Genomic DNA, 25384 nt, shown 5'->3' with positions numbered 1-25384 from the left:
AGCAAACCGATGTCCCCGCGCCGTTCCCGATTCCTCCTGGCGGGCCTCCTCGCCGCGACCCTCTCCGGCCCGATCCTCGCCGGCCCCGCCCTCGCCCAGACGAAGCCCGCGGCGCCCGCCGCGCCGCAGGCGGCCGCCATCACCCCGAGCCACCTCGCGCTCGCCAAGGAGGTGATGCTCTCCTCCGGCATCGCCCGCTCCTTCGATTCGATCCTCCCGGCCTTCGGCGAGCAGATCAAGCAGGCGGCGGTCACCCGGCCCGAGCTGACCAAGGACCTCGCCGAGGTCATCGAGAAGATGCAGCCCGAGCTTGAGCTGCAGAAGCAGCGGATCATCGACACCGCCTCGCGCATCTACGCCAGCAAGCTCACCGAGTCGGAACTTCGCGACATCGCCACCTTCTTCCGCTCGCCGTCGGGCAAGCGCTACGTCGAGACCCAGCCCCAGGTGCTCGACGACATGGTCCAGGCGATGCAGACCTGGACCCAGGAAGTCTCGGAATACATGATGGTCCGGGTGCGGGCCGAGATGGGCAAGCGCGGCCACCAGCTTCAGTGACCGCCCGCACGGCCGGAGAGCGGGCAGCCGCGCTCGATCGTCTCGGCGCGATCGTCGTCGCCGCCCTGCCGGCCTGCATGGCCGTGGCGAACCGCTCGAGCCCGGTGGTGGTCGGCCTCGCCGGGCTGCTGCTGCTCGCCGGCAGCCTGGCGGGCGGGCGCCCGCTGCGGCCGCTCCTGCTCGCGCCGCTGGCGACGCCTCTCGGCGTCGCCGCCCTCGCCTTCCTGGCCTGGTGCGGCCTGAGCCTCGCCTGGAGCCCGCTGCCGGGCCTGTCGCTGCGCACCCTGTCGGAGTTCCTACCGGCGCTCCTCGGCGCCTACCTGGTGGCACGCCTCGCGCCGCCGCACCTCGCCTCCGTCGCCGGGCCGGCGGCCTGGATCCTGATCGCGACATGCCTCTACGTGATGGCGGACCTCGCCTCCGGCCTGGTGATCCGCGAGGCGCTGGGGCAGCGCGTCGCCGCCTTCGCGTTCAACCGCCCGCTCCTCACCGGGATGCTGCTGGTCTTCCCCCTCGCCGCATTCCTCGCGGCGCGCGGCCGGCGTGGGCTGGCGGCGCTCACGGTCGCGGTCTTCGCGCTGGCGGCCTGGCGCTCGGTCAGCGGCGCGACGGTCCTGGGGCTCGCCGCCGGCGCCGTCACCTTCTGCGCCCTGCGCTGGCTGCCGGCCCGGGCCGGGATCGGCCTCACCGGCGCCGCCCTCCTCGGGGCGCTGGTCCTCGCGCCGGTCGAGGGCGATCTCCTCGCCCGCACCATGCCCGACGCCCTGCACCAGCGCCTTGCCGGCAGCAGCACCCGGGCCCGGGTCGCCATCGCCCGCAGCTTCGGCGCGGCGGTCGCCGCCGATCCGTGGCGCGGGGCCGGCTACGGCATCTCCGGGCGCTTCCAGGACGCGCCGGTGGCCGAGCGGATCGAGCCCGAAATGCGCTTCATGCTGGCGGTCGGGCACCCCCACAACAGCTTCCTCCAGGTCTGGGCCGAGCTCGGGATCGTCGGTGCGACGCTGGCCGGCCTCGTGCTTCTCCTCACCCTGCGGGCTTTGTCGGCATGGACGGGCCTCGCCCGCGGCACCGCGCTGGCGCTGCTGGCTTCGGCCGGCATCGTCGCCTTCGTCGAGCACGGCGCCTGGCAGGCCTGGTGGGCCGCCGGCGTCGGCGCGGCCATCGCCTGGCTGCGCGCCCTGCCCTATGCCATGCAAGATCGAACAACCGAGCGGTGACCGCCATGACCGAGACCCGAGACCAGGCTTTCGACGTCGACCTGTTCGTGATCGGCGGCGGCTCCGGCGGGGTGCGGGCGGCGCGCATCGCCGCCGGCTACGGCGCCAGGGTGCAGCTCGCCGAGGAGTACCGGGTCGGCGGCACCTGCGTGATCCGCGGCTGCGTGCCGAAGAAGCTGATGGTCTATGCCGGGCGCTTCGCCGACGAGTTCGAGGATGCCGCCGGCTTCGGCTGGGAGGTCGGCACCCCACGCTTCGACTGGGCGGCCCTGAAGGCACGGCGCGACGCCGAGGTGACGCGGCTCGAGGGTATCTACGCCACCAACCTGATGCGGGCCGGCGTCGAGGTGGTGGCCGACCGGGCGGTGATCGAGGACCCGCACACGGTGCGCCTCGTGCGGGCCGGCACCCTGGTGCGCGCCCGCCACATCCTGGTCGCGGTCGGCGCCCACCCGGTCAAGGAGCCGCTGATCCCCGGCGCCGAACTCGCGATCACGTCGAACGAGGTGTTCGAGCTGGAGACGCAGCCGGAGCGCATCCTGGTGGTCGGCGGCGGCTACATCGCCGTCGAGTTCGCGGGGGTGTTCGCGTCCCTCGGCACCCGCACCACCCTGCTCCACCGCGGCGACCGGCTGCTGCGCGGCTTCGACGGCGAGATCCGCCAGGCGCTCGGGGAGGCCTACGCCAAGCGGATGGACCTGCGCCTGAACACCACCGTCCACCGCCTCGACCGACGCGACGGCGCGATCTGCGCCACCTTGAGCGACGGCAGCGAACTCCTGGTCGATCAGGTGCTGGTCGCGACCGGCCGGCGCCCGAACGTCGCCGGCCTCGGGCTGGAGAAGGCCGGCATCACCCTCGACGCGGCCGGCGCGATTCCCGTCGACCGCTTCTCGCAGACCGTCGCGCCCTCGATCTACGCCGTCGGCGACGTCACCAACCGCGCGGCGCTGACCCCGATCGCGATCCGCGAGGGCCACGCGTTCGCCGACACGGTGTTCGGCACCAAGCCCTGGGCGGTCGACCACGACCTGATCCCGACCGCGGTGTTCTCGACGCCGGAGATCGGCGTCGTCGGCCACGGCGAGGAGGTGGCCCGTCGCCTGTGCGGCGAGATCGACGTCTACGAGGCCCGCTTCCGGCCGATGAAGGCGACGCTGTCGGGCCGCGACGAGCGGATCCTGATGAAGATCATCGTCGAGCGGGAAAGCGACCGGGTGGTCGGCGTCCACGTGCTCGGGCACGACGCCGGCGAGATCATCCAGGCGGTCGGCATCGCGGTGACGATGGGGGCGAAGAAGGCCGATTTCGACCGCACCATCGCGGTCCACCCCACCGCCGGCGAGGAGCTGGTAACGATGCGCACGCCCTCGGTGGTCAAGCAGCCGGTGGCGGTGGGGTGAGTCCGCCCATCAGAACGGCGTCCCGTCCCTCACCGTCAGCGCCCGCGGATCCCCCGGCACCCGCACCGGGTAGGAGATCGTGCGGGCATGACCCGGGACGCGGTCGAGGGCGATCATGCGGATCAGGCTCGCGCGGGCGAGGTCGTGCTCGGCGAGCATCGTCTCGCCCGGCCCTAGGGACTGCGCCAGGCCGTCCGTGAAGGAGAGTGACCCGCAGGCGGCGAGGGGGTACGGGTGCCAGCCGTCCGAGCCGAGCGGGCTCGGCCGCTCCAGGATCCACGCGGCGCTGGCGCCGGAGACGTGCCGCCCGCCCGGCGCCGCGAGGTCGAAGGCCTGGAGCATCGTGCCGGCGCTCTCGTTCTTCAGGTTGACGCGCACCGTCGCGGGATCGCGGACCGTCAGGATCGCGCTCACCACGTCGCCCGGCTCCACCGCGAGCCCGAGCGGTTGGGGCGCGTTGTCCTCGGCCTTCGCCCACCATTGCACCCAGGTCTCGTAACGGGCGTCGGCCCCGTCCCAGGCCTGCAACGTGCCGACCTGCGGCAGGCTGGCGTTGCGGTAGGCGCCCTGCCCGTCGAGGCCGATCCACGCCGAGGCGCGGGCCGGGCGGCCCGGCTCCCCGGTCACTGACGGCACCCGCCAGCGCGCCATCACGCCGACGAGGCTGCGCCCGTGGAGCGCGGTGAGCGAGGCCCCCGACCAGTTCACGCTGCGGCGCGCCGGCACGGAAGCGTGGCTGCGCGCGATCAGGAATTCCGGCGCCGCGGCGCGCGGGGCCGCGGCCGGCCGCGGCGCCTCCACGAAGCGCAGGCGCCGGCCCGGCGGCGATGTCAGGAAGGCGCGGCGGAAGGCGTGCGCCACCGGGCCGTCCTCGGGCCGCGGGGCCGGCAGGCCGTGGAGATCGAGGAGATCCGGGCCGGCCTCGGCCAGGTCGAGATCGGCCGGCGGCAGGGGGAGCGGCAGGGGGAGCGGCCGGAGGGCGAGGGACGAAATCAGGTCGCCTGCACGGTCGCCGGAATCCTGGGGCATCGCTCGCCGCCCTCCGCTCAGCGCCCGATCGAGGGCAGGACGAGATCCGGGTTGAGTTCCCGGGCGGCGGCGATCACCGCCTCCCCGAAGCGCGGCAGGGCGTATTCCCCGCGGCTGAGGCCGTCGCCGTCATGGGCCGACAGAACCGCGAAGACCGCGTCGGCGAGGCGGCGACCGGCGGTCGAATCGCTCGGATAGTGCAGTCCGGCGATCTCGCGGTTGCGGGCGACGCGCCGGGCGAGGGCCTTCAGGGTCTCGTCGACCGGGCGGCGCTCGGCGTGAGGCAGGCCGGCGAGGCGCAGGGTCCCGGCGACGCAAGCCGCCATCAGGCGCGCCTGGGTGGCGTGGCCGCTCGGGAAGGACGAGTGCCCCGGCACCGGCACCGGCGGCAGCAGGGCCGGGCAGAGGAAGGAGGGGCGCGGCCGCGCGAACTCCTCCTTGAAGCGCAGGGCCGCGAAGGAGCCGACGAGGCTCGCGATGTGCAGCACCCGGTAGGTGTGCGGATGCGAGGCCGGCGTGATCGACAGGGCCTCCATGAAAGCGGTGATGAACTCGACGTCCTGGGCCAGGATCTCGGCGAGCGCCGAGGAGCGCTCGTCGCGCGCCAGCACGAGCAGCGTGTCGATCTCGATACCCTGGCCGTTCTCAGCGTCGCGCAGATCGAGGAGGATCTGCGCCATCGCCTCGTGGAGGGCGTCGGTGTCCCACGCCGTCGCGGCGAAGTCCCGCAGCACCCGGTAGGCGTACCAGCGCCCGGTCCAGGCGCGGTCCTCGAAGGCGAGCGAGCGGCCTGCCGGGTCGTCCAGGCTGCGGAAGGCGATCCGCCGGCGCGAGGCGCCGGCCGGCGTCTCGTCGCGGATGAAGACCGGGCGGCGGAAGGTCCCGATCTCGGCCCCCTCCCGCGTCACCTCGAGGGAGAACGGGAAGTCCGGCCGGTCCGGCACGAACCAGCCGCCGGCATCGCCGCTGATGCCGGCATTGCCGGTGTTACCCGTATTGCCGGTGTTCCCGGTATTGCCCGTGTTGCCCGTGTTGCCGGTCATCGCTCCCCTCCCCGATCCGCATCCCCCGTTTCATCCCGGTGCGTGTTCTTCCCGGCGCGGGCCGGCGCCGCGAGGACGCGCCGCTCCCGTCACTCCGGCAGCCCCGCCGCGTGCAGATGGCCGATCCAGCGCCCCCGGACCGGGTCGGCGAAGGGGCAGCGCGGCGCGTAGGACCCGAGCCGGAAGCCCGGCTGGAGGCGCATCAGCTCCCCGGCCGCCTCCGCCGCCTCGGTGAGGCGGCCGGCCGCCGCCAGGCTCGCCGCCAGGGTGCGCAGGGTGAAGCGGATGGCACGGTTGCGCGCCACCGCGCTCAGGCTCCAGGCGACCGCGGCGTCGTAGTCGCCAGCCACGTAATGGGCCTGGGCGAGCAGGCCCTCGTGCCAGAAGGTGTAGGGGTCGCTCGGCGCGAGGCGCTGGCCGGTCTCGCCGTGCGCGACCGCCCGCCTGCCGTCGCCGGCAAAGCCGTGGGCGGCGCTGCTCATCGTCCAGGCGATGGCGAGGCTCGGGCCCGCCTCGATCGCCCGGTCGAGGAAGAGCCGCGCCGTGCGCGCGTCGCGCAGGAGATAGGCCTGGACGTGGCCGTGGATCGCGAGCGCCAGGGGGTCGTTGCCGTCCCGCTCGATCGCCGCGCGGGCCCGGTCCGCCGCCGCCCGCCCGTCGCCGTCGGGATCGGGCGAGCCCATCTCGCCGACCCGGAAGACGTGCCACCAGGCCGCGTAGGCGAAGGGCGGCGCGTAGGACGGGTCGAGGGCGATCGCCTGCTGCAGGAGGCCGCCGGCCCGGGCGAAGCTCTCGGCATCCATCCGGTGCAGCAGGTCCAGCGCCTGGAGCAGCAGGTCGTAGCTCGTCAGGCTCGCGGGGTGCTTGCGCAGGGCGCGCTGCAACTCGCGCTCGCGCACGTGCGGCGCGATGGTCCGAACCAGCTTGAGGGCGATGGCGTCCTGGAGGGCGAAGACCTGACCGACGAGGCCTTCGTAATGGTCGGCGCTGACCACCGCCCCGGTGCCGCACTCGATCAGTGCGGTGCAGACCCGCAGGGTGTCGCCGTGGTGCTGGATCGTCCCGTCCATGACGTAGCGCACGCCGAGGCGGCGGCCGAACGCCGCCGGGTCGGGGCGCCCGCGGCGATAGGCCAGGGTCGAGCCGCGGGAGATCACGAACAGGTCGCGCAGGGACGACAGCGCCCGCACGATCCAGTCGGTGAAGCCGTCGGCCAGCGTCAGGCGGTCGGTCGCGCAGGCCCGGAACGGCAGCACCGCGATCGAGGCACGCGCCTCGGCGCCCGGCGCGCACTCGCCGGCGCGCGCGCCTGAGCCCGCCCCGGAGCGCAGGGCGTAGACCCGGACCGGCCGGGCGTGGTTGCGCAAGGGCAGCGGCCCGAGATCGGTCGCGAGCGCGCGCGCCGCCGCGCTCGCCCGGGCGAACACCGCCTCCGAGACGATCACGTCGCCGGCCTCGGCATAGGCCTGAAGCCGGGCCGCGACGTTGACGCCGTCGCCGAACACGTCGCCGTCCTCGACGATGATCTCCGCCAGGTTGACGCCCATCCGGAAGGTCAGGCGCGCGTCGGCGGGGTCGTCCTCCGTCGCCTGCGCGATGCGGCGCTGAAGGCAAAGCGCGCAATCCGCGGCCGGGCCCGCCTCCGGGAAGACCGCGATGAAGCCGTCTCCGGTGTTCTTGACGATCCGGCCGCCGCCTGCGGCGATCAGCGGGTCGATGATCCCAGCGCGCAGGGCCTTCAGGCGGCGGTGGGTCGCCTCCTCGGCCATCTCGCTGAGCCGGGTGTAGCCGACCACGTCGGCGACCAGGATCGCCGCGAGGTGGCGCTCGATCGTCGGGACGTCTTGCGTCAGGGCATCCCGATCCCGGAATACGGGAGGGGGCGGGGCGTCCACCGGCTCGGCCGGTCGCGTGCTCCGCCTCATGGCGGCGCGCCCCGCACGATCGAAGTGCGAACAATCCGCACCAATGCGGCGGAGCCTCTGCTTTGACGAATATCAATCATGGCAGCACCGATCCGGCACGAATACTGTCATGCACTGATAGTGAGGTCCAGTGCCGATTGCCTGTGCCGGTTGCGGCTGCGAGGCGGTGCGCCGGGGGCGGTGACGATGCGGCACCGCGAGGTCGCACCCGGCCGAGGGCGACGACGATACACGCGCCAAGACCCTCGCGCCGCGGACCAAATCCCCCTATAAGCCCGGCTTCCGCGACCGACCCGACCGGTTATCGAAGAGGTGCGCGAGGAGAGGACGATGAGCGAGCGTTGGACCCCCACGAGCTGGCGGCGGCTGCCGATTCAGCAGGTTCCGGATTATCCGGATTCCGCTTCCCTCGAGGCGGTGGAGCGGCAGCTCGCGAGCTTTCCTCCGCTGGTGTTTGCCGGCGAGGCGCGCAAGCTGAAGCAGGGGCTGGCCAAGGTCGCGGCGGGCGAGGCCTTCCTGCTCCAGGGCGGCGACTGCGCCGAGAGCTTCGACGAGCATTCCGCCGACAACATCCGCGACTTCTTCCGCGTCTTCCTCCAGATGGCGCTGGTGCTCACCTTCGCCGGCGGCTCGCCGGTGGTGAAGGTCGGGCGCATCGCCGGGCAGTTCGCCAAGCCCCGCTCCTCGCCGGTCGAGACCGTCGACGGCGTCTCGCTGCCGAGCTACCGCGGCGACATCGTCAACGGCATCGGCTTCTCGGAGGCCGAGCGGGTCCCGAACCCGAATCGCCAGACCGAGGCCTACCGCCAGTCGGCCGCGACGCTTAACCTGCTGCGCGCCTTCGCCACCGGCGGCTACGCCAACCTCGAGAACGCGCATCGCTGGATGCTCGGCTTCGTCAAGGACTCGCCCCAGTCCTCGGCCTATGCCGACCTGGCGCAGCGCATGACCGAGACCCTCGACTTCATGCGGGCGATCGGCATCAACCCGGAGACGCACCAGGAGGTGCGCCAGACCGACTTCTACACCAGCCACGAGGCCCTGCTGCTCGGCTACGAGCAGGCCCTGACCCGCGTCGATTCGACCAGTGGCGACTGGTACGCCACGTCCGGCCACATGCTGTGGATCGGCGACCGCACCCGCCAAGCCGACCACGCCCATATCGAGTTCGCCCGCGGCATCAGGAACCCGATCGGGCTCAAATGCGGTCCGTCCTTGAAGGCCGACGACCTGATCCGGCTCGTCGACCTGCTCAACCCGACCAACGAGGCCGGCCGCCTGACCCTGATCTGCCGCTTCGGCGCCGACAAGGTCGGCGACCACCTCCCGGGCCTGATCCGGGCGGTGGAGCGCGAGGGCCGCACGGTGGTGTGGTCCTGCGACCCGATGCACGGCAACACCGTGACGGCGAGCGGCTACAAGACCCGGCCGTTCGAGCGGGTGATGAAGGAGATCCAGGGCTTCTTCGACATCCACCAGGCCGAAGGGACGCATGCCGGCGGCATCCACCTCGAGATGACGGGCAAGAACGTCACCGAGTGCACCGGCGGCGCCCGGGCGCTGACGGCGGAAGACCTGCGCGACCGCTATCACACCTATTGCGACCCGCGCCTCAACGCCGAGCAGGCGCTCGAGGTGGCGTTCCTGACCGCCGATCTCGTCAAGCGCGAGCGCCGGCAGCACGAGCACCCGCGGATCGAGGCGGCCGAGTAGGTTCCTCGGGACCATCGAGATGACATGAGGCCCGGGAGGGGTGCGGCATCCGCGGCGCCCCTGCCGGGCCTTCTCGTGTCGGACGTGTGCGGCAGCCGGCACGCCGCTCGGTCGCGGCAATTCCCGCGGGATCCCTGTCGCGGTGCGAGAATCGATCCGGCTCGGGCGTGCGAAATGGTGCGCTTCACCGCGCGGGCGTGCGACCCGAGGCCCGGCAGCGATCGATCGGGCCTCGTATCATACCGTCACATCGAGCACCTGCCCCTGCCCCGGAGGGGCGGGGACGCTGGCGACGGTGTTCGCCGTCTCGGCCACGAGGCCGGCGACGGAGCGCTCGGCGTCGATCTGGCGGCGCATCGCGAGGGTCGCGACCTGCTGGGCGAAGGCGGCGCCCTGCTGGGTGAGGGCGCCGGCGGAGAGGGAGGCGGTGTCGAGGCTCATGCGGCAAGCTTGCGCCCGATCCCTCATCAGGCGGTGAAGATCTCAGGTCAAAAGCTGCGACATCCGGGCGAGCGCCGCGGCGAAGCCGGCGAGCGGCACCGTGATGGTCTCGGCCTCGCCGTTGGGCTTGGTGCCGGTGACGCGCAGGTTCACGGCGGTCTTCATCGCGTCGGTGGCGATCGTCGGGAAGCTGATCGGCACGATGCAGCCGGCCTGGACGCAGGACGTGTAGGGCGCGCCCTTGCCGAGGGTGGCATCGTCGAGCTTGAAGGTCACGCCGGGATCGATCGACAGGCCGAGCGGCATCAGCATGAGGCCGTTGCTGCGCCCGTCCTGGGGCGCGTTGAGCTCGATGCTGAAGCGGCGCTGCCCGGTCTGGGCCACCCCTTGCGCCTGCGAGAGCTGGCACTGGCGCTTCTCGTTCTCGCGGGTGCAGCTGACGGTCCAGTCGCCATAGACCTCGCTCACCGCGCTCGCGCCGTTGGGCCAGGCCCCCGTCGGGGCTGCCGCCGGCGCGGGGGCCGCCTCGGCCTTCGGCGCGGGCTTCGGCGGGGTACGGCGGGGCGCCGGCTTCGGCGCGGGCTTGTGGGCCGGGGCCTCGGCCGCGGGGGCCTCGCCCGCCGGCTCCTCCTGGGCGAGGACAGGCCCGGCGAGGCACAGGCTGAGAACCAGCAGGCTGGCGAGGGCGGGACGGCAGGACGACATGACACAATTCCTCGGTGCCCGTCCGCGCCTCGAGGCGCGAAGCAGGCTCTTGTCTCGCGGCTCCTCTAGAGCCAGGAGCGCCGGAAGGAAAGCGGCTGCGGACGCAAAGCTCCCGTCATCCTCTTGAGATATATTGGATTTATTCCAATCGGCCGCCGTGGCGGCGGCCGATATCCTCGTGCGACATCGATGTCAGCCGACATCTTCGTGCCAGATCGGCGTCAGCCGATGCCTTCGTGCCGGATCGGCGTCAGCCGATGTCTTCGTGCCACGTGCGGCCGTCGCGCTCGATCAAGGCGATCGCCGCGGTGGGGCCCCAGGTGCCGGCCGGATAGGGGCGCGGCGGCTCCGGGCGGTCGGCCCAGGCGTTGAGCAGGGTGTCGGCCCAGGCCCAGGCCGCCTCGACCTCGTCGCGGCGCATGAACAGGGTCGCGTTGCCGCGCACCACGTCCATCACCAGGCGCTCGTAGGCGTCCGGGTAGCGCTGGTTGAAGGTCTCCTCGAACGAGATGTCGAGGCCCGTCGCCCGCAGGCGCATGCCCCCAGGCCCCGGCTCCTTCGTCATCACCTCGAGCTTGATGCCCTCCTGCGGCTGGAGCCGGATCACCAGGCGGTTCGGCTCGCGGGCGAACTCGTCCGAGAAGATGCTGAACGGCGAGGAACGGAACTGCACCACGATCTCGGAGACCTTCTGGGGCAGCCGCTTGCCGGTGCGCAGGTAGAACGGCACCCCGGCCCAGCGTGGCGTCATCAGCTCCAGCTTCAGGGCCACGAAGGTCTCGGTCAGGCTCTGGCGGTCCTCGGCGAGATCGGAGGCGTAGCCCGGCACCGGCTGGCCGTTGACCGCGCCGGCGACGTACTGGCCGCGCACCGTGCGCAGCGGCACCTCGTGGGCGGGAATCGGCTTCAACGCCCGCAGCACCTTCAGCTTCTCGTCACGCACCGCGTCGGCGTCCAGCGAGAGCGGGCTCTCCATGCCGAGGAGGCAGAGAAGCTGGAGCATGTGGTTCTGGAGCATGTCGCGCAGCGCGCCCGACGTGTCGTAGTAGCCGCCGCGGCCCTCGACCCCGACCGTCTCCGCCACGGTGATCTGCACGTGGTCGATCACGTCGGCGTTCCACAGCCGCTCGAAGATCGTGTTGGCGAAGCGGAGCGCCAGCAGGTTCTGCACCGTCTCCTTGCCGAGATAGTGGTCGATTCGGAAGATCTGGCTCTCGGGGAAGACCTTGCCGACCTGGTCATTGATGGCGCGGGCCGAGGCGAGATCGTGGCCGATCGGCTTCTCCAGCACGACGCGGGAGCGCTCGCCGATCAGACCGTGGGCGCTGAGGTTGCGGCAGATCGCGCCGTACAGGCTCGGCGAGGTGGCGAGGTAGTAGGGCCGCACGTGGTCCGGATGCTCGGCGAGCAGGTTCGCCAGGTCCTCCCAGCCGGCCTCCCCGGCCCCGTCCACGGCTACGTAAGCCAGGTGGTCGAGGAAGCGGGTCACCGTATCGGCGTCGCGGTCGGCCGCCGGCACATGGCGCTCCAGCGCCGCGGCGGCGATGTCGCGGTACTCGGCGGTTCCGAGGCGGCTGCGTGCCGCCGCGATGATGCGGCTCTGCTCCGGGATCTGCCGGTCGCGGAAGCGATAGTACAGCGCCGGCAGCAGCTTGCGCATCGTCAGGTCGCCGGTGGCGCCGAACACGACGGCATCGAAGGGGGCGACGGGGATGATCTTGTGCATCGGGTGACGGGTCTCCCGCTGGTGCCGGCCGAGGCCCGCGAGGGGAGTCTCGCGAGGGCTTGAGGCCGGCCGCTGTGTCTGGCGGACGTGGCGTGCGCCCGGCCTGGTCTCGCGTCGATCGCGCGGAGCGCGCGCCTCTCGCGGGCGGTCCTCCCATCCTCGCTATCCCCCGGGGCCGACATGCGGCCCCGGACCGATCGGAAGCGTATCACATCGGCCGGGCCGTGATCGGCCGAGCCAAAGCGCGGAATTCAGAACGAAGCCGGCGTCGCCGCGGCTTCCTTCACGCCCTCGTCGGCTCCGGTGCTGCCCCCGGCGAGCGGCGCCTCCATATGCGCCGCGAAGGCCGCCTTGTGGTCGGGGTGCCAGCGCGACAGGGCCGGGCGGTTGCGGATCACGTCGTCGGCGGCCCACCGCATCCGCTTCTCGTCCATCTCCCGGGTGGTCTCGTTGTCCGGGCACAGGATGTAGAAGTCGCCCGCCGCCATCCGCTCCAGCATCAGGTCCACGGTCTGTTCCGGCGTCCAGGCGCCGGGCGGCTTCTCGGTCGCGCCGCGGGCGCGGGTGAGGCCGGTATAGACGAAGCCCGGGATCAGCAGGTGGGCGGTGACGGGCGATCCCGTCTCGCGCAGCTCGTGGCTCAGGGCCTCGGTCGTCACCTTCACGCCCGCCTTGCTGACGTTGTAGGGCGTGTTGCCGGGCGGCGTGGTGATGCCCTGCTTCGAGCCGGTGACGATCACCGCCGCGGGCGCCCCGGCCTCGATCATCCCCGGCACGAAGGCCTGGAGCGCGTTGATGACGCCCCAGAGGTTGGTGTCGATGATGCGGTGCCAGGTCGCGGCGTCGGAGGAGAAGCGCCCGCCGGCCTCGATGCCGGCATTCGCCATCAGCAGCGCGACCGGGCCGAGGGCTTCGGCCTCGCGGCGCAAGGCGTCCAGCGCCTCCGGCTTCGTCACGTCGGTCGGCACCGCGCGGACATCCCCGGCGCCCCCCGGCGCGGCAGCCGCCACGGTGCGACCTGCCTGCTCGAGAGCCTCGCCGGGAAGGTCGGCCAGCACCACTCGCATCCCCGCCCGGGCGAAGGCGGTGGCCGCCGCGAGGCCGATGCCGCTCGCCGCGCCGGTGACGACGGCGACGCGGCCCTTCGCGAGTGCGGGGTGGTGGGTCATGGTGCGCTCCGCCTGACGAGAAATTCGTGTCAGGGCGGCAGGTAGGTGGCCGCGCGGGAAACGCCACGTGCGGCGGCGCAAAAATCGTTCGACGGCATGGTCCGATGGCATGACGGCCATGACGCCGGACGGTCACGCCCGGCCTCCGGCGAGCGGAGGCCGGGCGAAGTGTCGCTCGGGAGGCTTACTCGCCCGACGAGTCGGCAGGCTTCGGGAAAAGCTCGCCGGAGGGCTCGCCCCCGCCCTCGGTCCCCTCGAACCGGGTGCGGCGGCGGCGGCGCGGACGCGGCGCCGGGGCATCGCCCTCCGCCTCGACCGGCGTGGCGGGGGGCGCCGGGGGCGCCTCCTCGACCGGGGCCGGCGTCGAGGCCACGGGACGCACCGGGGTGGTCAAGAAGGCCGGCAGGCCGGTCGGCTCGTCGGCGGCGAGGACCGGCTCGGAGCGGGGCTCCTCGCGGCGGCGCTCGCGGCGGAACTCCGAGCGGCCGCCCTCGCGGTAGCCGTCCTGGCGCACAGGCTCCTGACGAACCGGCTCCTGGCGCGCCTCTTGACGCGGCTGCTCGGCTCGGGAGGGATCCTGCCGCTCGGGACGATCCTGGCGCTCGGCGCGCTGCTCGGTACGCTGCTCGGTGCGTTCCTGGCGCTCGCGCTGCTGGCGCTCCTGGCGGTTCTGGAAGCGCTCGCGGCGCTCCTGCCGGTCGGGCCGGTCCTGCCGCTGCTGATCCTGGCGCGGCTGATCCTGACGCTGGTGATCCTGCCGGTCGAAGCGGGACGGGCGATCGTCGCCGCGATTGTCGTAGGGCTGCGGCTGCTGGCCGGGATCGCCGTAATCGTCGGCGGCGCCGTAGCCGGACTGGGCGTAGCCGTTGGCGCCGCGCTCGTTGTGGCCGCGGTCCTGGCCCTGGTAGCCGTTGGTCGGCGCGCCCTCGTCGTCGCCGTCATCCTCGTCGTCGTAGCCCTGGCGGCCGTAGGTGCCGCCGTATTGCTGGCGGTACTGCTCGTTCGCGGCGGCGATGATGCGGAAATAGTGCTCGCCGTGCTGGAAGTAGTTCTCGGCCATCACGGGATCGCCGCTCGCCTGGGCGTCGCGGGCGAGCTGGGCGTACTTCTCGGCGATGTGCTGGGCGGTGCCGCGGATCTTCACGTCGGGGCCGTTCGACTCGTAGGCCCGGGTCAGCGGGTTCGGCCCCTTGTTGTTGCTGCGGTTGCGGCCACGCATACGCCTGTTCTGGTTCGGTCTCATCGGCCTCGACTGACCCTCTTCGACGACTTGAAGGGCGGGACTTTCGCGCGCGGCGGGTCGTCGTCCGCGGAGCCGGGCGGCCTCTGCCGGGCCGCGTTCCGTCTCCCCAGCGATGTCCGCCTTGCCCTGTGCGACCGCGGTCCGTCTCACGGTCCGGCCACCGTCGATCCACAGATGCGGGGCACCGGACCGCCTACGCGCTCATTGGTCTGCCCGGTGGTGGAAGATCGTCCAAAGGTCCGCGCTCGATGTCGCGCCTGAGAACTGAGCCTGGCTGTGGTGTCCGGACCGTTCACGATCTGCCCCGCGACGTTAGCGGGTTCGACCGGCGGCGCCAAGTCACCTCGCGCCGATTTTCTGCACAAAGGCCACAGGAACCTCAAGAATCACCCTCGCGAATCCCCGTCAGGACCCGGTGGCCGCCGTCATGGCGACCACCCGCGGGTGCCCGGCGAGGTCGCGCCGCACCTCTGCGGCGAGGTCGTGGGCGGCGGCGAGGCGGCGCAGGCTCTCCTCCTGGTCGTAGCCGATCTCGACCAGGAGATGCCCGCCAGGCGCGAGGATCCGCGGTACCTCTGCGAGGATGGCGCGGTAGGCATCGAGCCCGTCGGGGCCGCCGTCGAGGGCGAGGCGGGGATCGTGGTCGCGCACCTCGCCCGACAAGCCGGCGATGACCGCGCTCGCGATGTAGGGCGGGTTCGCCACCACGAGGTCGAACGGGCCGGCGAGCGGGGCGGCCCAGTCCCCGGCCGCGAAGGCGGCACGCTCCGCCACGCCGTTGCGGGCGGCGTTGGCCCGGGCGGTGCGCAGCGCCCCGGTCGACCGGTCGAGGCCGAGGCCGAAGGCGCGCGGCCACTCGGTGAGCAGGGCGACCAGGATGCAGCCCGAGCCGGTGCCGAGATCGGCGATGCGGTGCGGGCCCTCGGGCTTCAGAGCAAGCGCCGCCTCGACCAGGGTCTCGGTGTCGGGGCGCGGCACCAGGGTCTCGGGCGAGAGCCCGAACGGTAATCCCCAGAACTCCCAGGCGCCGATGATCCGCGCCACCGGCTCGCCGGCCGCGCGGCGGGCGAGAAAGGCGTCGAGGCGTCCGGCGCCCTCCTCCCCCACAGGCACGTCGCCGCGCAGGGCGAGGTCGGTTGCGGTGACGCCCAACGCCTCCTCGACCAGGATGCGGGAATCGAGGGCGGCAGTCTCGATCCCGCGGGCGGCAAGCGCGTCCGCGGCCCGGGCCCGGGCGGCGATCCGGGTCGTCTCCGGGGTGATCCCGGTCACGCCATCCCCTCGGCGGCGAGCAGGGCCGCCTGGTGCTCGGTGATCAGCGCGTCCACCACCTCGTCGAGGGCGGTGCCGGCGATCACCTCCTCCAGCTTGTAGAGGGTCAGGTTGATGCGGTGGTCGGTCACCCGGCCTTGCGGGAAGTTGTAGGTGCGGATCCGCTCCGAGCGGTCGCCGCTGCCGACCTGCGACTTGCGGTCGGCGGCGCGGGCGGCGTCCTTCTGGCTGCGCTCCTGGTCGTAGAGCTTGGCGCGAAGGAGCGCCATCGCGCGGGCCCGGTTCTTGTGCTGCGAGCGCTCTTCCTGGACGAAGATCACGATGCCGCTCGGCACGTGGGTGATGCGGATCGCCGATTCGGTCTTGTTGACGTGCTGGCCGCCCGCTCCCTGCGCCCGCATCGTATCGATCTTCAGGTCGGATTCGTTGACCTGGATGTCGACCTCCTCGGCCTCCGGCAGCACCGCCACGGTGGCGGCGGAGGTGTGGATGCGCCCCTGCGTCTCGGTGTCGGGCACGCGCTGCACCCGGTGGGCGCCGCTCTCGAACTTCAGTCGGGCGAAGACGCCCCGCCCCTTCACCTCGGCCACGACCTCGCGATAGCCGCCCATCGTCCCGGGGCTCTCGGAGATGACCTCGACCCGCCAGCCCTTCAGGTCGGCGTAGCGCGAGTACATCCGGAAGAGGTCGCCGGCGAAGAGCGCCGCCTCGTCACCGCCGGTGCCGGCGCGCACCTCGAGGATCGCGCTCTTCTCGTCGGCGGCGTCCTTGGGCAGGAGCAGGAGCTGGAGCGCGCGCGCCGCGGCGTCGCGGGCGGCCTCGGCCTCCGGCTTCTCTTCCGCCGCGAGCGCCCGCATCTCGGGGTCGCCCTCCTCAATCATCTCCTCGACGCCGCGGAGCGCCGTCTCGGCGGCCCGGAAGGCGTGGATCGCCTCGACCACGGAGTCGAGGTCGGAGAGCTCTCGCGAGAGCTGCACGAAGCTCTCCGCGTCGTTCTCGCCGGCGCTGAGGGTGGCGGTGACGATGTCGTGGCGGGCCAGGATGGCGTCGAGACGGTCGGACGGGATCGCGATCATGAACGGGATATGGCCATTGACGACGAGCCGGTCCATCCGGGGCGGCCCGCGCCCGGTGCCGGAGATGGGGTCGCGTATAGCAGGTCTGTGGTGGTTGGGGAGTCGGCGCAGGCGTGGACAAGGGCCCGATGGCAGGCTCGCGGACGCGCGAGGCCCTTTGCGGATCGGGTCGCCCGTCTTATCTTCCAAGGTGAGGAGCCGCGGGTGGCAGCCCGCGACCCCTCTTGTCAGGTGGAAGTCATTACACAAGCCCGATCGTGATGGTGAATACCCATCCGGTCGGGCGCTTCATGACGGTGATCGTCACGAACGGCCAGCCGTTCACATCTCTCACCCCCTCTCCGGTCTTGCGCCAGCTCGAAAGGCGGCGGCCGGCGGACTCCGCCGCAAGCCCCGCATGCCACAGGGCCTTCGCAACCGGAGAGGGTCTTTCCCAACGTCATGGTGATCGCACGGCGCGGTTACCGATTTCCGCAAATCCCCGGAGATCGGGGCGTGCCCGTCAGATCGGCACGCCGTGCTCTTCCGCGAAGGCCGCCAGCGCCGGGCGCAAAGACGCCCCGTCCTTGGTCCGCGCCAGCTCCTGCTCCAGGAAGGCCGCGACGGCCCCGGCCTCGATCCCTAGCACCATCGCCTTGACCGGCCCGATCGAGGCCGGGGACATCGAGAGGGCGCGGAAACCCAGCCCGATCAGCGCCATCGCCTCGAGCGGCCGCCCGCCGATCTCGCCGCAGACCGTCGCCGGGGTGCCGGCGGCGTTGGCGCGCTCGGCGATCAGCCGGAAGGCGCGGAGCGCCGCGGCGCTCAAGGGATCGAAGCGGTTGGCGACCTGGCGGTTCTCGCGGTCGACCGCGAACAGGAACTGCATCAGGTCGTTCGAGCCGACGGAGAGGAAGTCGGCTTCCGCCGCGATCTCGTCCATCTGGAACAGCAGCGAGGGCACCTCGACCATCACGCCGAGGCGGCAATCGGCCGGCAGCGGGTGGCCGTGGCGGGTCAGATGCGCCTTCTCGCGCTCGACGATGGCACGCGCCTGGACGAACTCGTCGACGGTGGCGACCATCGGGAACATGATCTTGAGCGGTCGCCCGCGGGCGGCCTTGAGGAGCGCGCGCAGCTGCATCCGCAGGAGGCCGGGCCGATCGAGGCCGATGCGGATCGCCCGCCAGCCCAGGGCCGGGTTCTCCTCCTCCAGCGCCTTCATGTAGGGCAGCACCTTGTCGCCGCCGATATCGAGGGTGCGGATCGTCACCGGCAAATCGCCGACGGCGTCGAACACCGCCTCGTAGAGAACCTGCTGCTCGGCCGCCGTCGGCATCCGCTCGGCGACCATGAACTGCAACTCGGTGCGAAACAGCCCGACACCCTCCGCGCCGGTCTCGTGCAGGTGCGACAGGTCGACGATGAGACCCGCATTGAGCTGGAGCCCGACCGCGACGCCGTCGCGGGTGACCGCCGGCACGTCGCGCAGGGAGCGGTACTGCTCCTGGCGTCGGGCGCGCAGGCGCGCCTTCTCGGCATAGGCCGCCTCGATCTCGGGCCCGGGCCGGATCTGGATCTCGCCGGTGCCGCCGTCGACGATGATGGCGTCGCCGGTCTCGACCAAAGCCGTGGCGTTTGCCACCTCGCCCACCGCGGGAATGCCCAGGGCGCGAGCCACGATGGCGATGTGGCTCGTCGGCCCGCCCTCCTCCAGCACCACGCCGCGCAGGCGGGCGCGGTCGTAGTCGAGGAGCGCCGCCGGGCCCATCGAGCGGGCCACCAGGATGGCGTTCTCCGGCATCGCGTCCTGGCCGACCATCGGGTGGCCGACGAGCTGGCGCAGGAGCCGGTTGGCGAGGTCGTCGAGGTCGTGCAGGCGCTCGCGCAGGTAGGGGTCGCTCTGGCGCAGCATCCGGGCGCGGTTGTCCGACTGCACCCGCTCCACCGCGGCCTCCGCGGTGAGGCCCGACAGCACCGCCTCGCGCATCCGCCGGAGCCAGCCCTGGTCGTGGGCGAACATCCGCACCGTCTCGAGCACCTCGCGGTGCTCGCCGGCGCCCGCGACGTCGCCGCGCTCGACGAGGTCGTCGATGGCCGCGCGCACCTCGGCGATGGCGGTGTCGAGGCGCGTGGCCTCGCGCTCGACGTTCTCGGCGATCAGGTTGCGCACCACGATGCGCGGCTCGTGCAGCACGACGTGGCCGAGGCCCACGCCGTCGGCGAGCGCCACGCCGCACTGGCTCAGCGCCCGGCGCGAGGCGCTGACGGTGCCGGGCGACAGCGCCTGGAGCTCGCCCGAGGCGATCATCTCGGCGAGCACCATGGCGGTGGTCTGGAGCGCCTCGATCTCCTCCTCGGAATAGACCCGGTAGGTGCGGTTCTGCACCACCAGGACGCCGAGCGTGTTGCCGGCGCGCAGGAGCGGCACGCCGAGGAAGGCGTGGTAGACCTCCTCGCCGGTCTCCGGCCGGTACGAGAAGGCCGGGTGCGACTGGGCGTCGGAGAGCGACAGCGGCTCGGCGGTGGCGGCGATCAGGCCGACCAGGCCCTCGTCCGCCCGCATCGTGGTGAGGTGCACCGCCTCGCGGTTGAGGCCTTCGGTGGCGAAGAGCTCGAGGTTGCCGTCGTCGCGCAGGACGTAGACCGAGCAGACCTCCGCGACCATGTTGGACGCGATCAGCACGACGATGCGGTCGAGGCGCGCCTGCGGGCCGACGGGCTCCGCCATGGCCTCGCGAAGGCGGCGCAGTAGCAGGCGCGGGCCTCCAGGCGCTGCGGGCATCGTCTCGTGTTCCACCCTCTAGCGAGCCGGACCCGACGCGATGCAACCCTCGGGCCCGACCGCGCGGGCCTGACGCATCGGCCCCGTCATCGCCGTATAGCGAGTCCGGCGCCCGGCGGGCAAGCGACCTTTCCGGGGAAGCGGCGCCAACGTGACCCTCCGCAAAGGAAAACCCCGCCCGCGGAGCGTCGCGGGCGGGGTGTCTCTCGGCCGGGCCGTTCCGGCGCGAAGGGCGCCGGGCCGAAGGTCAGGCCTTGTCGAGGCCGTAGAGCGAGTGGAGCGTGCGCACCGCCAGCTCGGTATAGGCGGCGTCGATCAGCACCGAGAACTTGATCTCCGAGGTGGTGATCGCCCGGATGTTGATGCCCTTCTCGGCCAGCGCCCGGAACGCCTTGGCGGCGACGCCGGCATGGCTGCGCATCCCGACGCCGATCGCCGAGACCTTGACCACGTCGGTGGCGCCCTCGATGCGCTCGAACTCGACCGCGTGGCGCTGCGCGTCGAGGATCGTGCGGGCGCGCTCGTAATCTGCCGCCGGCACCGTGAAGGTCATGTCGGTGGCCGCGCCATCGCCCGACACGACCTGGATGATCATGTCGACGTTGATGTTGGCGTCGGCCAGCGGGCCGAAGATGGCGGCGGCGATGCCGGGCTTGTCCTTCACCCGGCGAAGCGTGATCTGGGCCTCGTCCTTGGAGAAGGCGATGCCCGTGATGATCTGCTGTTCCACGATATCGTCCTCGTCGCAGATGAGGGTGCCGGGGCGGGCGTCGTCGGGGTCGTCGAAGGAGGAGCGCACGGTGGTCGGCACCCGGTGCACCATGGCGAGCTCGACCGAGCGCACCTGGAGCACCTTGGCCCCGAGGGAGGCCATCTCGAGCATCTCCTCGAAGGCCACCTTCTCGAGGCGCTGGGCCTTCGGCACCACCCGCGGGTCGGTGGTGTAGACGCCGTCGACGTCGGTGTAGATGTCGCAGCGCTCGGCGCCGATCGCCGCCGCGACCGCGACCGCGCTGGTATCCGAGCCGCCGCGCCCGAGGGTGGTCAGGCGACCGGTCTCGGCGTGGATGCCCTGGAAGCCGGCGATCACCGCGACCTCGCCGCGCCGGAAGGCGGCATCGAGGCGGGCGCCGTCGATGTTCTGGATGCGGGCCGAGCCGTGCTGGTCGGAGGTCTCGATCGGGATCTGCCAGCCCTGCCACGAGCGGGCCTTGAGGCCCATCTCGTTGAGCACGATGGCGAGCAGCCCCGACGTGACCTGCTCACCCGAGGCGACGACCGCGTCGTACTCGGACTGGGCGTAGAGGGCCGAGGCGTCCTTGCACCAGGCCACCAGCTCGTTGGTCTTGCCGGACATCGCCGAGACGACGACCGCGACCTCGTAGCCGGCCCGCACCTCGCGGGCGACGTGGCGGGCGACGTTGCGGATGCGGTCGACCGTGGCGACGGAGGTGCCGCCGAATTTCATCACCAGGCGGGGCATGGGGATCCGATCGAACAAACCTGTCTTGTGCCGCAGCGCAATGCCGCGGGCGTCCGGCGGGTACAAGCGGGCCGGGGCGGTGTCAATTGCGAGCGGCGCGCCGGGTGCCGGTCACGGCTCCGTCATCTCGCGTCCGCATGCTGGCCGCGCCGCGGCCGGAGCCACCATGGGAGACGCCATGACAGTTCGTTTCATCCCCCGGGCGCTCCGGCTCTCCGGTGTCGCCCTGCTTCTCGCCGCCCTCCCGCCGGTCGCCCCGTCACTGGCGGCGGACCTCCCGACCCTCGACGGCAAGCCGCCGGCGGTGATCGCCCATCGCGGTCTCTCCGGCCTCGCCCCGGAGGAGACCGAGCCGGCCTACGAACTCGCCGCCGATCTCGGCGCTGACATGCTGGAGATGGACCTGCACCTGACGAAGGATTGCGTGCCGGTCGCCCGACACAATCCCTGGCTCAGCGACAACACCACTGTCGCGCAGGTCGCACGGACGAATCCCGAGGTGGCGCGCCGCCGCCGCACGGTACCGGGCCGCGTGGTCGCGGGCCCGGGGCCGTCCTACCTGACCGACCTCACCGATCCCGCCGACCCGTCCTCGGTCTTGCGCTCCCTGGTGGTCGACGGCGAGGACCACACCGGCGACTGGGCGATCAGCGACTTTACCCTGGCGGAGCTGAAGGACTGGCTCGCGGGCACGACCTACGACGCCGCGGACGAGCGCCCGAGGCTCCTCAACGGCAAGTTCGCGATCCTGAGCTTCCAGGAGATCGTCGACCTCGCCAGGCGCAAGGGCGCCCGTGCCGGCCGGCCGATCGCCGTCTATCCGGAGACGAAGAACCCGACCTGGAACAACGCGCAGGCGCGGGCCAACGGCTGCCCGGGCGAGCGCCCGTTCGAGGACGCCGTGCTGCGGGTGATCGAGGCCAACGGCCTCAACGCCGCCGACGCGCCGATCCTCGTCCAGAGCTTCGAGCCAGGCAGCTTGCGCTACCTCGCGGCGCACGGGCTGAAGACGCGGCGGGTGCAGCTCGTCGGCGCCTCGGGCATCGACTATCGCACCGGCGCGATGCTGTACGAGGGCGTCACCGAGGGCCGCCCGTTCGACTGGGTCCTGGCCGGCGACCCGCGCCGGTTCGACGCCATGCTGACGCCGGAGGGGCTGGCCGAGATCAGGACCTACGCCGACGGGATCGGTCCCTGGAAGCCCCAGGTCCTGCCGCTGCGCACCGATCCGTGGCCCGGGCGCAACCCCGACGGCACGCCGTTCAAGGGGACGACCGCGAAGGCGCGGACCGGGCCGGCGACCCGCCTCGTCGCCGACGCGCACCGGGCGGGATTGTTCGTCCACGTCTACACCTTCCGCAACGAGCCGCGCTACCTGGCGGCGGATTACGACGGCGACCCGGTGGCGGAGTATCTCGCGTTCTTCCGGCTCGGGGTCGACGGCGTGTTCAGCGACTTCGCCCACACCGCGGCTGCGGCGCGGGCCGACTTCCTGCGGGGTGCGGCGGCGAAGTGAGCGCCCGCTCGGTTGGTGCCGGCCGCCCGATGCGCTACCTGCGTCGGTCGACAGCCTGGAGCCTCCCGCGCATGAGCGACCCAACCGCACCCTCGATCGACCGCGACGAGGTCGCCCGCTTCGATCGCCTGGCCGCGACCTGGTGGGACGAGGCCGGGCCGATGCGGGTGCTGCACCGCTTCAACCCGGTGCGCCTGACCTACATCCGCGACACGGTCTGCCGGCATTTCGGCCGTGACCCACGGGCGCCGTCCCCGCTGTCGTCCTTGAGCCTCGTCGATGTCGGCTGCGGCGGCGGCGTCCTGTCGGAGCCCCTGGCGCGCCTCGGCGCCGAGGTCACCGGCCTCGACCCGGCGGTGACGAACGTGAAGATCGCCCAAGCCCATGCCGACGAGGCCGGCGTGCCGGTGCGCTACCGGGCCGAGACGATCGAGGACGTGGTGGCGGCGGGCGAGCGCTTCGACGTGGTCTGCGCGATGGAGGTGGTCGAGCACGTCACCGACATGCCGGCCTTCGTGCGCACCGCCTGCCATGCTGTGAAGCCCGGCGGCCTGTTCTTCGCCGCGACGATCAACCGGACGATGCGCTCCTTCGCTCTGGCCATCGTGGGGGCGGAATACGTCCTGAACTGGCTGCCGAAGGGGACCCACGACTGGGACAAGTTCGTCACCCCGGACGAGCTGCGCGACGCCGTCGAGGCCGGCGGCCTGGTGCTCACCGACACGACGGGCGTCGTCTTCAACCCGCTCACCAACCGCTGGGGCACCGCCCGCGACACGGCGGTGAACTACATGATCGCGGCCGAGAAACCGCGGCCCTGACGAAGCAACCCCGACCCGCCTCCCCGGTTTGTCCGCGAGACGAGACGAGGAGACGGGTCCATGCTGGAAAAGATTCCCCACGCGGTCGGCGAGGCGATGTCGGGCCTGCGGGCCGGCCCTGACAAAACCGCGTACCACGCCGAGTTTGAGACCGCGCCCGCCGCCCTCCGGGTGACGAGCCCGGCCTTTGCCGACGGCGCCCCGATGCCGGCCCGCTTCACGCAAGACGGGGAAAAGCTCTCGCCGCCGCTCGCCTGGAGCGGGTTTCCCGCCGGCACGGCCGCCCTGGTGCTCCTGGTGGAGGACGCCGACAGCCCGACGCCGAGGCCGATCGTCCACGCCATCGCCTGGGACCTCGACCCGGCGAGCGGCGGCCTGCCCGAGGGCGCGCTGGCGAGCCCCGGCTCCGACGGCACGGTCGGGGAGGTCGGCAAGAACACCTTCCTCAAGGCCGGCTACCTGCCGCCCGATCCACCGACCGGCCACGGCCCGCACCGCTACCTGTTCCAGGTCTACGCCCTCAACCGGCATCTCGGGCTCGACGGCGTTCCCGGCCGCGGCGCCCTGCTGGAGGCCATGCACGGCCACGTCCTGGCCAAGGGCTTGCTCGTCGGCACCTACGAGCGGCGCTGACGGCCGGGTCTCGCGAAGGTCCCGGCTTGCCAGCGGCCCCGGCCTGGCTCACCACTCGCTGCCAGGCCGCCGGCGTGCGGCGGGGAGGATCGATGGCATGAAGGCGCTCCTGTGCAAGGCGCTCGGCGGCCCGGAGGACCTGGTGATCGAGGAGGTGCCGGATCCGGTGCCCGGCCCGGGCGAGGCCCTGGTACGGGTGACGGTCGCGGCGCTCAACTTCTTCGACACGCTGATCATCGCCGGCCGCTACCAGGTGAAGCCGGAGCTGCCATTCTCGCCCGGCGCCGAGGCCTGCGGGGTGATCGAGGCGCTGGGGCCCGGCGCCGAGGCGTTCCGGGTCGGCGAGCGCGTCATCGTGCATCTCGGCTACGGCGCCTGCCGCGAGCGGGTCGTCGCCCCGGTCTCCGGCCTGACCCGGGTCCCGGCGGGCGTCAGCGACGAGCAGGCGGCGGGTCTCTCGGTCACCTACGGCACCTCGCTGCACGCCCTCCAGGACCGGGCCGGGCTGAAAGCCGGCGAGACCCTGGCGGTGCTCGGCGCGACCGGCGGCGTCGGGCTCGCGGCAGTGGAGCTCGGCCACGCGATGGGCGCTCGGGTGATCGCCTGCGCCTCCTCGGCGGAAAAACTCGACCTCGCCAAGGCGCACGGCGCCGACCTCACCCTCGACTACAGCCAGGAACCGCTTCGCGATGGGCTCAAGCGGCTTGGCGGGGACGCGGGGATCGACGTCGTCTACGATCCGGTCGGCGGCGCCTATTCCGAGCCGGCGCTCCGCTCGCTCAACTGGAAGGGCCGCTTCCTGGTCGTCGGCTTCGCGGCCGGCGAGATCCCGAAGATCCCGCTGAACCTGGCGCTCCTGAAGGGCATCGACATCCAGGGCGTATTCTGGGGCGCCTTCCTCAAGCGCGAGCCCGCGGGCCACGCCGCCAACCAGGCCCGCCTGCTGGCGCTGGTGAGCGAGGGGCGGCTCTCCGCGAAGGTGCACGGCGTCTACCCGCTGGAAGAGGCAGCGTCCGCCCTCGGCATCCTGGCGCGCCGCGAGGCGATGGGGAAGGTGCTGCTGCGGCCCTGATCCCCTCCCCTCCCGCACGCGGTGCGGGAGGGGTTTCGCCGTCCGGGCGGGAACAGTTCGCGGGCCACGCCGTTCACAGCACAGCTTTCGATTCCCAAGCGTCAGGACGGAGACACCGTGGGCGACATCATCCGCATCATCCTGCTCGTCGTGATCCCGCCGCTCGGCGTGCTGTTCACCGCCGGGTTCGGCCTGCAGTTCATCCTGAACGTGGTGCTGACGCTGTTCGGCTACATCCCTGGCCTGATCCACGCCATCTGGGTGGTGACGCGCCGCAACTACTGACCGGCACGAGCATCAGGACGGCAAAAACCCCGTGAGGCGTGAGCCTCGCGGGGTTTTTGATGGTTGGTTGCGGGGACAGGATTTGAACCTGTGACCTTCAGGTTATGAGCCTGACGAGCTACCGGGCTGCTCCACCCCGCGCCAGGGTGTTGTCGCGATGAGGGAACGTGACGTGCTTGGCAGGTCTGGCGGTGACCGACTCTCCCGTGTCTTGAGACACAGTACCATAGGCGCTGGGGCGGTTAACGGCCGAGTTCGAGATGGGATCGGGTTTGAGACACCCCGCTCTG

The 25384-nt window shown here is 72.2% G+C and carries 21 protein-coding genes, 1 tRNA gene and 1 rRNA gene; 9 read left to right on the top strand and 14 right to left on the bottom strand.

From position 1 onward, the window contains the following. Nucleotides 1-9: 9 nt before the first annotated feature. The 3 genes from ACS5PV_RS30180 to gor are packed head-to-tail and all read left to right on the top strand — an operon-like array spanning nucleotide 10 to nucleotide 3178. On the top strand, nucleotides 10-558 hold the full coding sequence (locus tag ACS5PV_RS30180; RefSeq protein WP_455399022.1) for a DUF2059 domain-containing protein: 549 nt from the start codon (nucleotides 10-12) through the stop codon (nucleotides 556-558). Beyond that, a complete protein-coding gene (locus tag ACS5PV_RS30175; RefSeq protein ID WP_455399021.1) occupies nucleotides 555-1775 on the top strand; it encodes an O-antigen ligase family protein in 1221 nt (406 codons plus the stop codon). Before ACS5PV_RS30180 ends, ACS5PV_RS30175 begins: the two co-directional genes overlap by 4 nt. Nucleotides 1776-1780: 5 nt before the next feature. Further along, nucleotides 1781-3178, top strand: coding sequence for a glutathione-disulfide reductase (gene gor / locus ACS5PV_RS30170; RefSeq protein WP_455399020.1), 1398 nt, complete (start codon nucleotides 1781-1783; stop codon nucleotides 3176-3178). A 9-nt stretch (nucleotides 3179-3187) separates the two neighbouring features. On the opposite strand, the gene ACS5PV_RS30165 is transcribed toward gor, so the two are convergent. The 3 genes from ACS5PV_RS30165 to ACS5PV_RS30155 all read right to left on the bottom strand — a co-directional run bounded on the left by ACS5PV_RS30165 (nucleotide 3188) and on the right by ACS5PV_RS30155 (nucleotide 7175). Then, nucleotides 3188-4207, bottom strand: coding sequence for a G1 family glutamic endopeptidase (locus tag ACS5PV_RS30165; RefSeq protein WP_455399019.1), 1020 nt, complete (start codon nucleotides 4205-4207; stop codon nucleotides 3188-3190). A gap of 17 nt (nucleotides 4208-4224) precedes the next feature. Next, entirely contained in the window at nucleotides 4225-5250 is a 1026-nt protein-coding gene (locus ACS5PV_RS30160; protein ID WP_455399018.1) for a phosphatase PAP2 family protein, read from the bottom strand. Between the two features lie 89 nt (nucleotides 5251-5339). Beyond that, a complete protein-coding gene (locus ACS5PV_RS30155; protein ID WP_455399017.1) occupies nucleotides 5340-7175 on the bottom strand; it encodes an adenylate/guanylate cyclase domain-containing protein in 1836 nt (611 codons plus the stop codon). Between the two features lie 330 nt (nucleotides 7176-7505). Here ACS5PV_RS30155 and ACS5PV_RS30150 point away from each other — a divergent pair, with 330 nt between their 5' ends. Next, nucleotides 7506-8888 (top strand): class II 3-deoxy-7-phosphoheptulonate synthase, encoded by a 1383-nt coding sequence (locus ACS5PV_RS30150; protein ID WP_455399016.1) that lies wholly within the window; start codon nucleotides 7506-7508, stop codon nucleotides 8886-8888. Between the two features lie 237 nt (nucleotides 8889-9125). Here the strand turns inward: ACS5PV_RS30150 and ACS5PV_RS30145 are convergent, their stop codons facing one another. The 9 genes from ACS5PV_RS30145 to ACS5PV_RS30105 all read right to left on the bottom strand — a co-directional run bounded on the left by ACS5PV_RS30145 (nucleotide 9126) and on the right by ACS5PV_RS30105 (nucleotide 20767). Continuing rightward, nucleotides 9126-9329: a hypothetical protein gene (locus ACS5PV_RS30145; RefSeq protein ID WP_455399015.1), complete on the bottom strand. Its 204-nt coding sequence runs from the start codon at nucleotides 9327-9329 to the stop codon at nucleotides 9126-9128. Between the two features lie 42 nt (nucleotides 9330-9371). After that, entirely contained in the window at nucleotides 9372-10034 is a 663-nt protein-coding gene (locus ACS5PV_RS30140) for an invasion associated locus B family protein (RefSeq protein ID WP_455399014.1), read from the bottom strand. A gap of 250 nt (nucleotides 10035-10284) precedes the next feature. Then, complete coding sequence (gene zwf / locus ACS5PV_RS30135; protein WP_455399013.1) at nucleotides 10285-11760, bottom strand: glucose-6-phosphate dehydrogenase; 1476 nt, start codon at nucleotides 11758-11760, stop codon at nucleotides 10285-10287. A 251-nt stretch (nucleotides 11761-12011) separates the two neighbouring features. Continuing rightward, nucleotides 12012-12929, bottom strand: a complete 918-nt coding sequence (locus ACS5PV_RS30130; RefSeq protein WP_455399012.1) for an SDR family NAD(P)-dependent oxidoreductase — start codon at nucleotides 12927-12929, stop codon at nucleotides 12012-12014. 184 nt (nucleotides 12930-13113) lie between these two features. Further along, a complete protein-coding gene (locus tag ACS5PV_RS30125; RefSeq protein ID WP_455399011.1) occupies nucleotides 13114-14148 on the bottom strand; it encodes a DUF4167 domain-containing protein in 1035 nt (344 codons plus the stop codon). A 429-nt stretch (nucleotides 14149-14577) separates the two neighbouring features. Beyond that, nucleotides 14578-15435, bottom strand: coding sequence for a peptide chain release factor N(5)-glutamine methyltransferase (prmC, locus tag ACS5PV_RS30120; RefSeq protein WP_455399051.1), 858 nt, complete (start codon nucleotides 15433-15435; stop codon nucleotides 14578-14580). 5 nt (nucleotides 15436-15440) lie between these two features. Next, nucleotides 15441-16520, bottom strand: coding sequence for a peptide chain release factor 1 (gene prfA, locus ACS5PV_RS30115; RefSeq protein ID WP_455399050.1), 1080 nt, complete (start codon nucleotides 16518-16520; stop codon nucleotides 15441-15443). A gap of 502 nt (nucleotides 16521-17022) precedes the next feature. Then, complete coding sequence (ptsP, locus tag ACS5PV_RS30110) at nucleotides 17023-19284, bottom strand: phosphoenolpyruvate--protein phosphotransferase (RefSeq protein ID WP_455399010.1); 2262 nt, start codon at nucleotides 19282-19284, stop codon at nucleotides 17023-17025. A gap of 247 nt (nucleotides 19285-19531) precedes the next feature. After that, nucleotides 19532-20767 carry an aspartate kinase gene (locus ACS5PV_RS30105; protein WP_455399009.1) on the bottom strand — a complete coding sequence of 412 codons (1236 nt, stop codon included), beginning with the start codon at nucleotides 20765-20767 and terminating at the stop codon, nucleotides 19532-19534. Between the two features lie 178 nt (nucleotides 20768-20945). Here ACS5PV_RS30105 and ACS5PV_RS30100 point away from each other — a divergent pair, with 178 nt between their 5' ends. The 5 genes from ACS5PV_RS30100 to ACS5PV_RS30080 all read left to right on the top strand — a co-directional run bounded on the left by ACS5PV_RS30100 (nucleotide 20946) and on the right by ACS5PV_RS30080 (nucleotide 25094). Further along, nucleotides 20946-22283 carry a glycerophosphodiester phosphodiesterase family protein gene (locus ACS5PV_RS30100; RefSeq protein ID WP_455399008.1) on the top strand — a complete coding sequence of 446 codons (1338 nt, stop codon included), beginning with the start codon at nucleotides 20946-20948 and terminating at the stop codon, nucleotides 22281-22283. A 71-nt stretch (nucleotides 22284-22354) separates the two neighbouring features. Next, nucleotides 22355-23104: a bifunctional 2-polyprenyl-6-hydroxyphenol methylase/3-demethylubiquinol 3-O-methyltransferase UbiG gene (ubiG, locus tag ACS5PV_RS30095; RefSeq protein ID WP_455399007.1), complete on the top strand. Its 750-nt coding sequence runs from the start codon at nucleotides 22355-22357 to the stop codon at nucleotides 23102-23104. Between the two features lie 60 nt (nucleotides 23105-23164). Beyond that, nucleotides 23165-23737, top strand: coding sequence for a YbhB/YbcL family Raf kinase inhibitor-like protein (locus ACS5PV_RS30090; RefSeq protein ID WP_455399006.1), 573 nt, complete (start codon nucleotides 23165-23167; stop codon nucleotides 23735-23737). 97 nt (nucleotides 23738-23834) lie between these two features. Continuing rightward, nucleotides 23835-24809 carry an NADPH:quinone oxidoreductase family protein gene (locus tag ACS5PV_RS30085; protein ID WP_455399005.1) on the top strand — a complete coding sequence of 325 codons (975 nt, stop codon included), beginning with the start codon at nucleotides 23835-23837 and terminating at the stop codon, nucleotides 24807-24809. Between the two features lie 117 nt (nucleotides 24810-24926). Continuing rightward, nucleotides 24927-25094: a YqaE/Pmp3 family membrane protein gene (locus ACS5PV_RS30080; RefSeq protein WP_455399004.1), complete on the top strand. Its 168-nt coding sequence runs from the start codon at nucleotides 24927-24929 to the stop codon at nucleotides 25092-25094. A 64-nt stretch (nucleotides 25095-25158) separates the two neighbouring features. On the opposite strand, the gene ACS5PV_RS30075 is transcribed toward ACS5PV_RS30080, so the two are convergent. Further along, nucleotides 25159-25235, bottom strand: a tRNA-Met gene (locus tag ACS5PV_RS30075). Between the two features lie 42 nt (nucleotides 25236-25277). Continuing rightward, nucleotides 25278-25384, bottom strand: a 5S ribosomal RNA gene (gene rrf / locus ACS5PV_RS30070); the annotation flags it as partial.

It is taken from the genome of Methylobacterium sp. Gmos1 (assembly GCF_053764715.1).
This window is presented reverse-complemented; position numbering and strand designations above follow the sequence as displayed.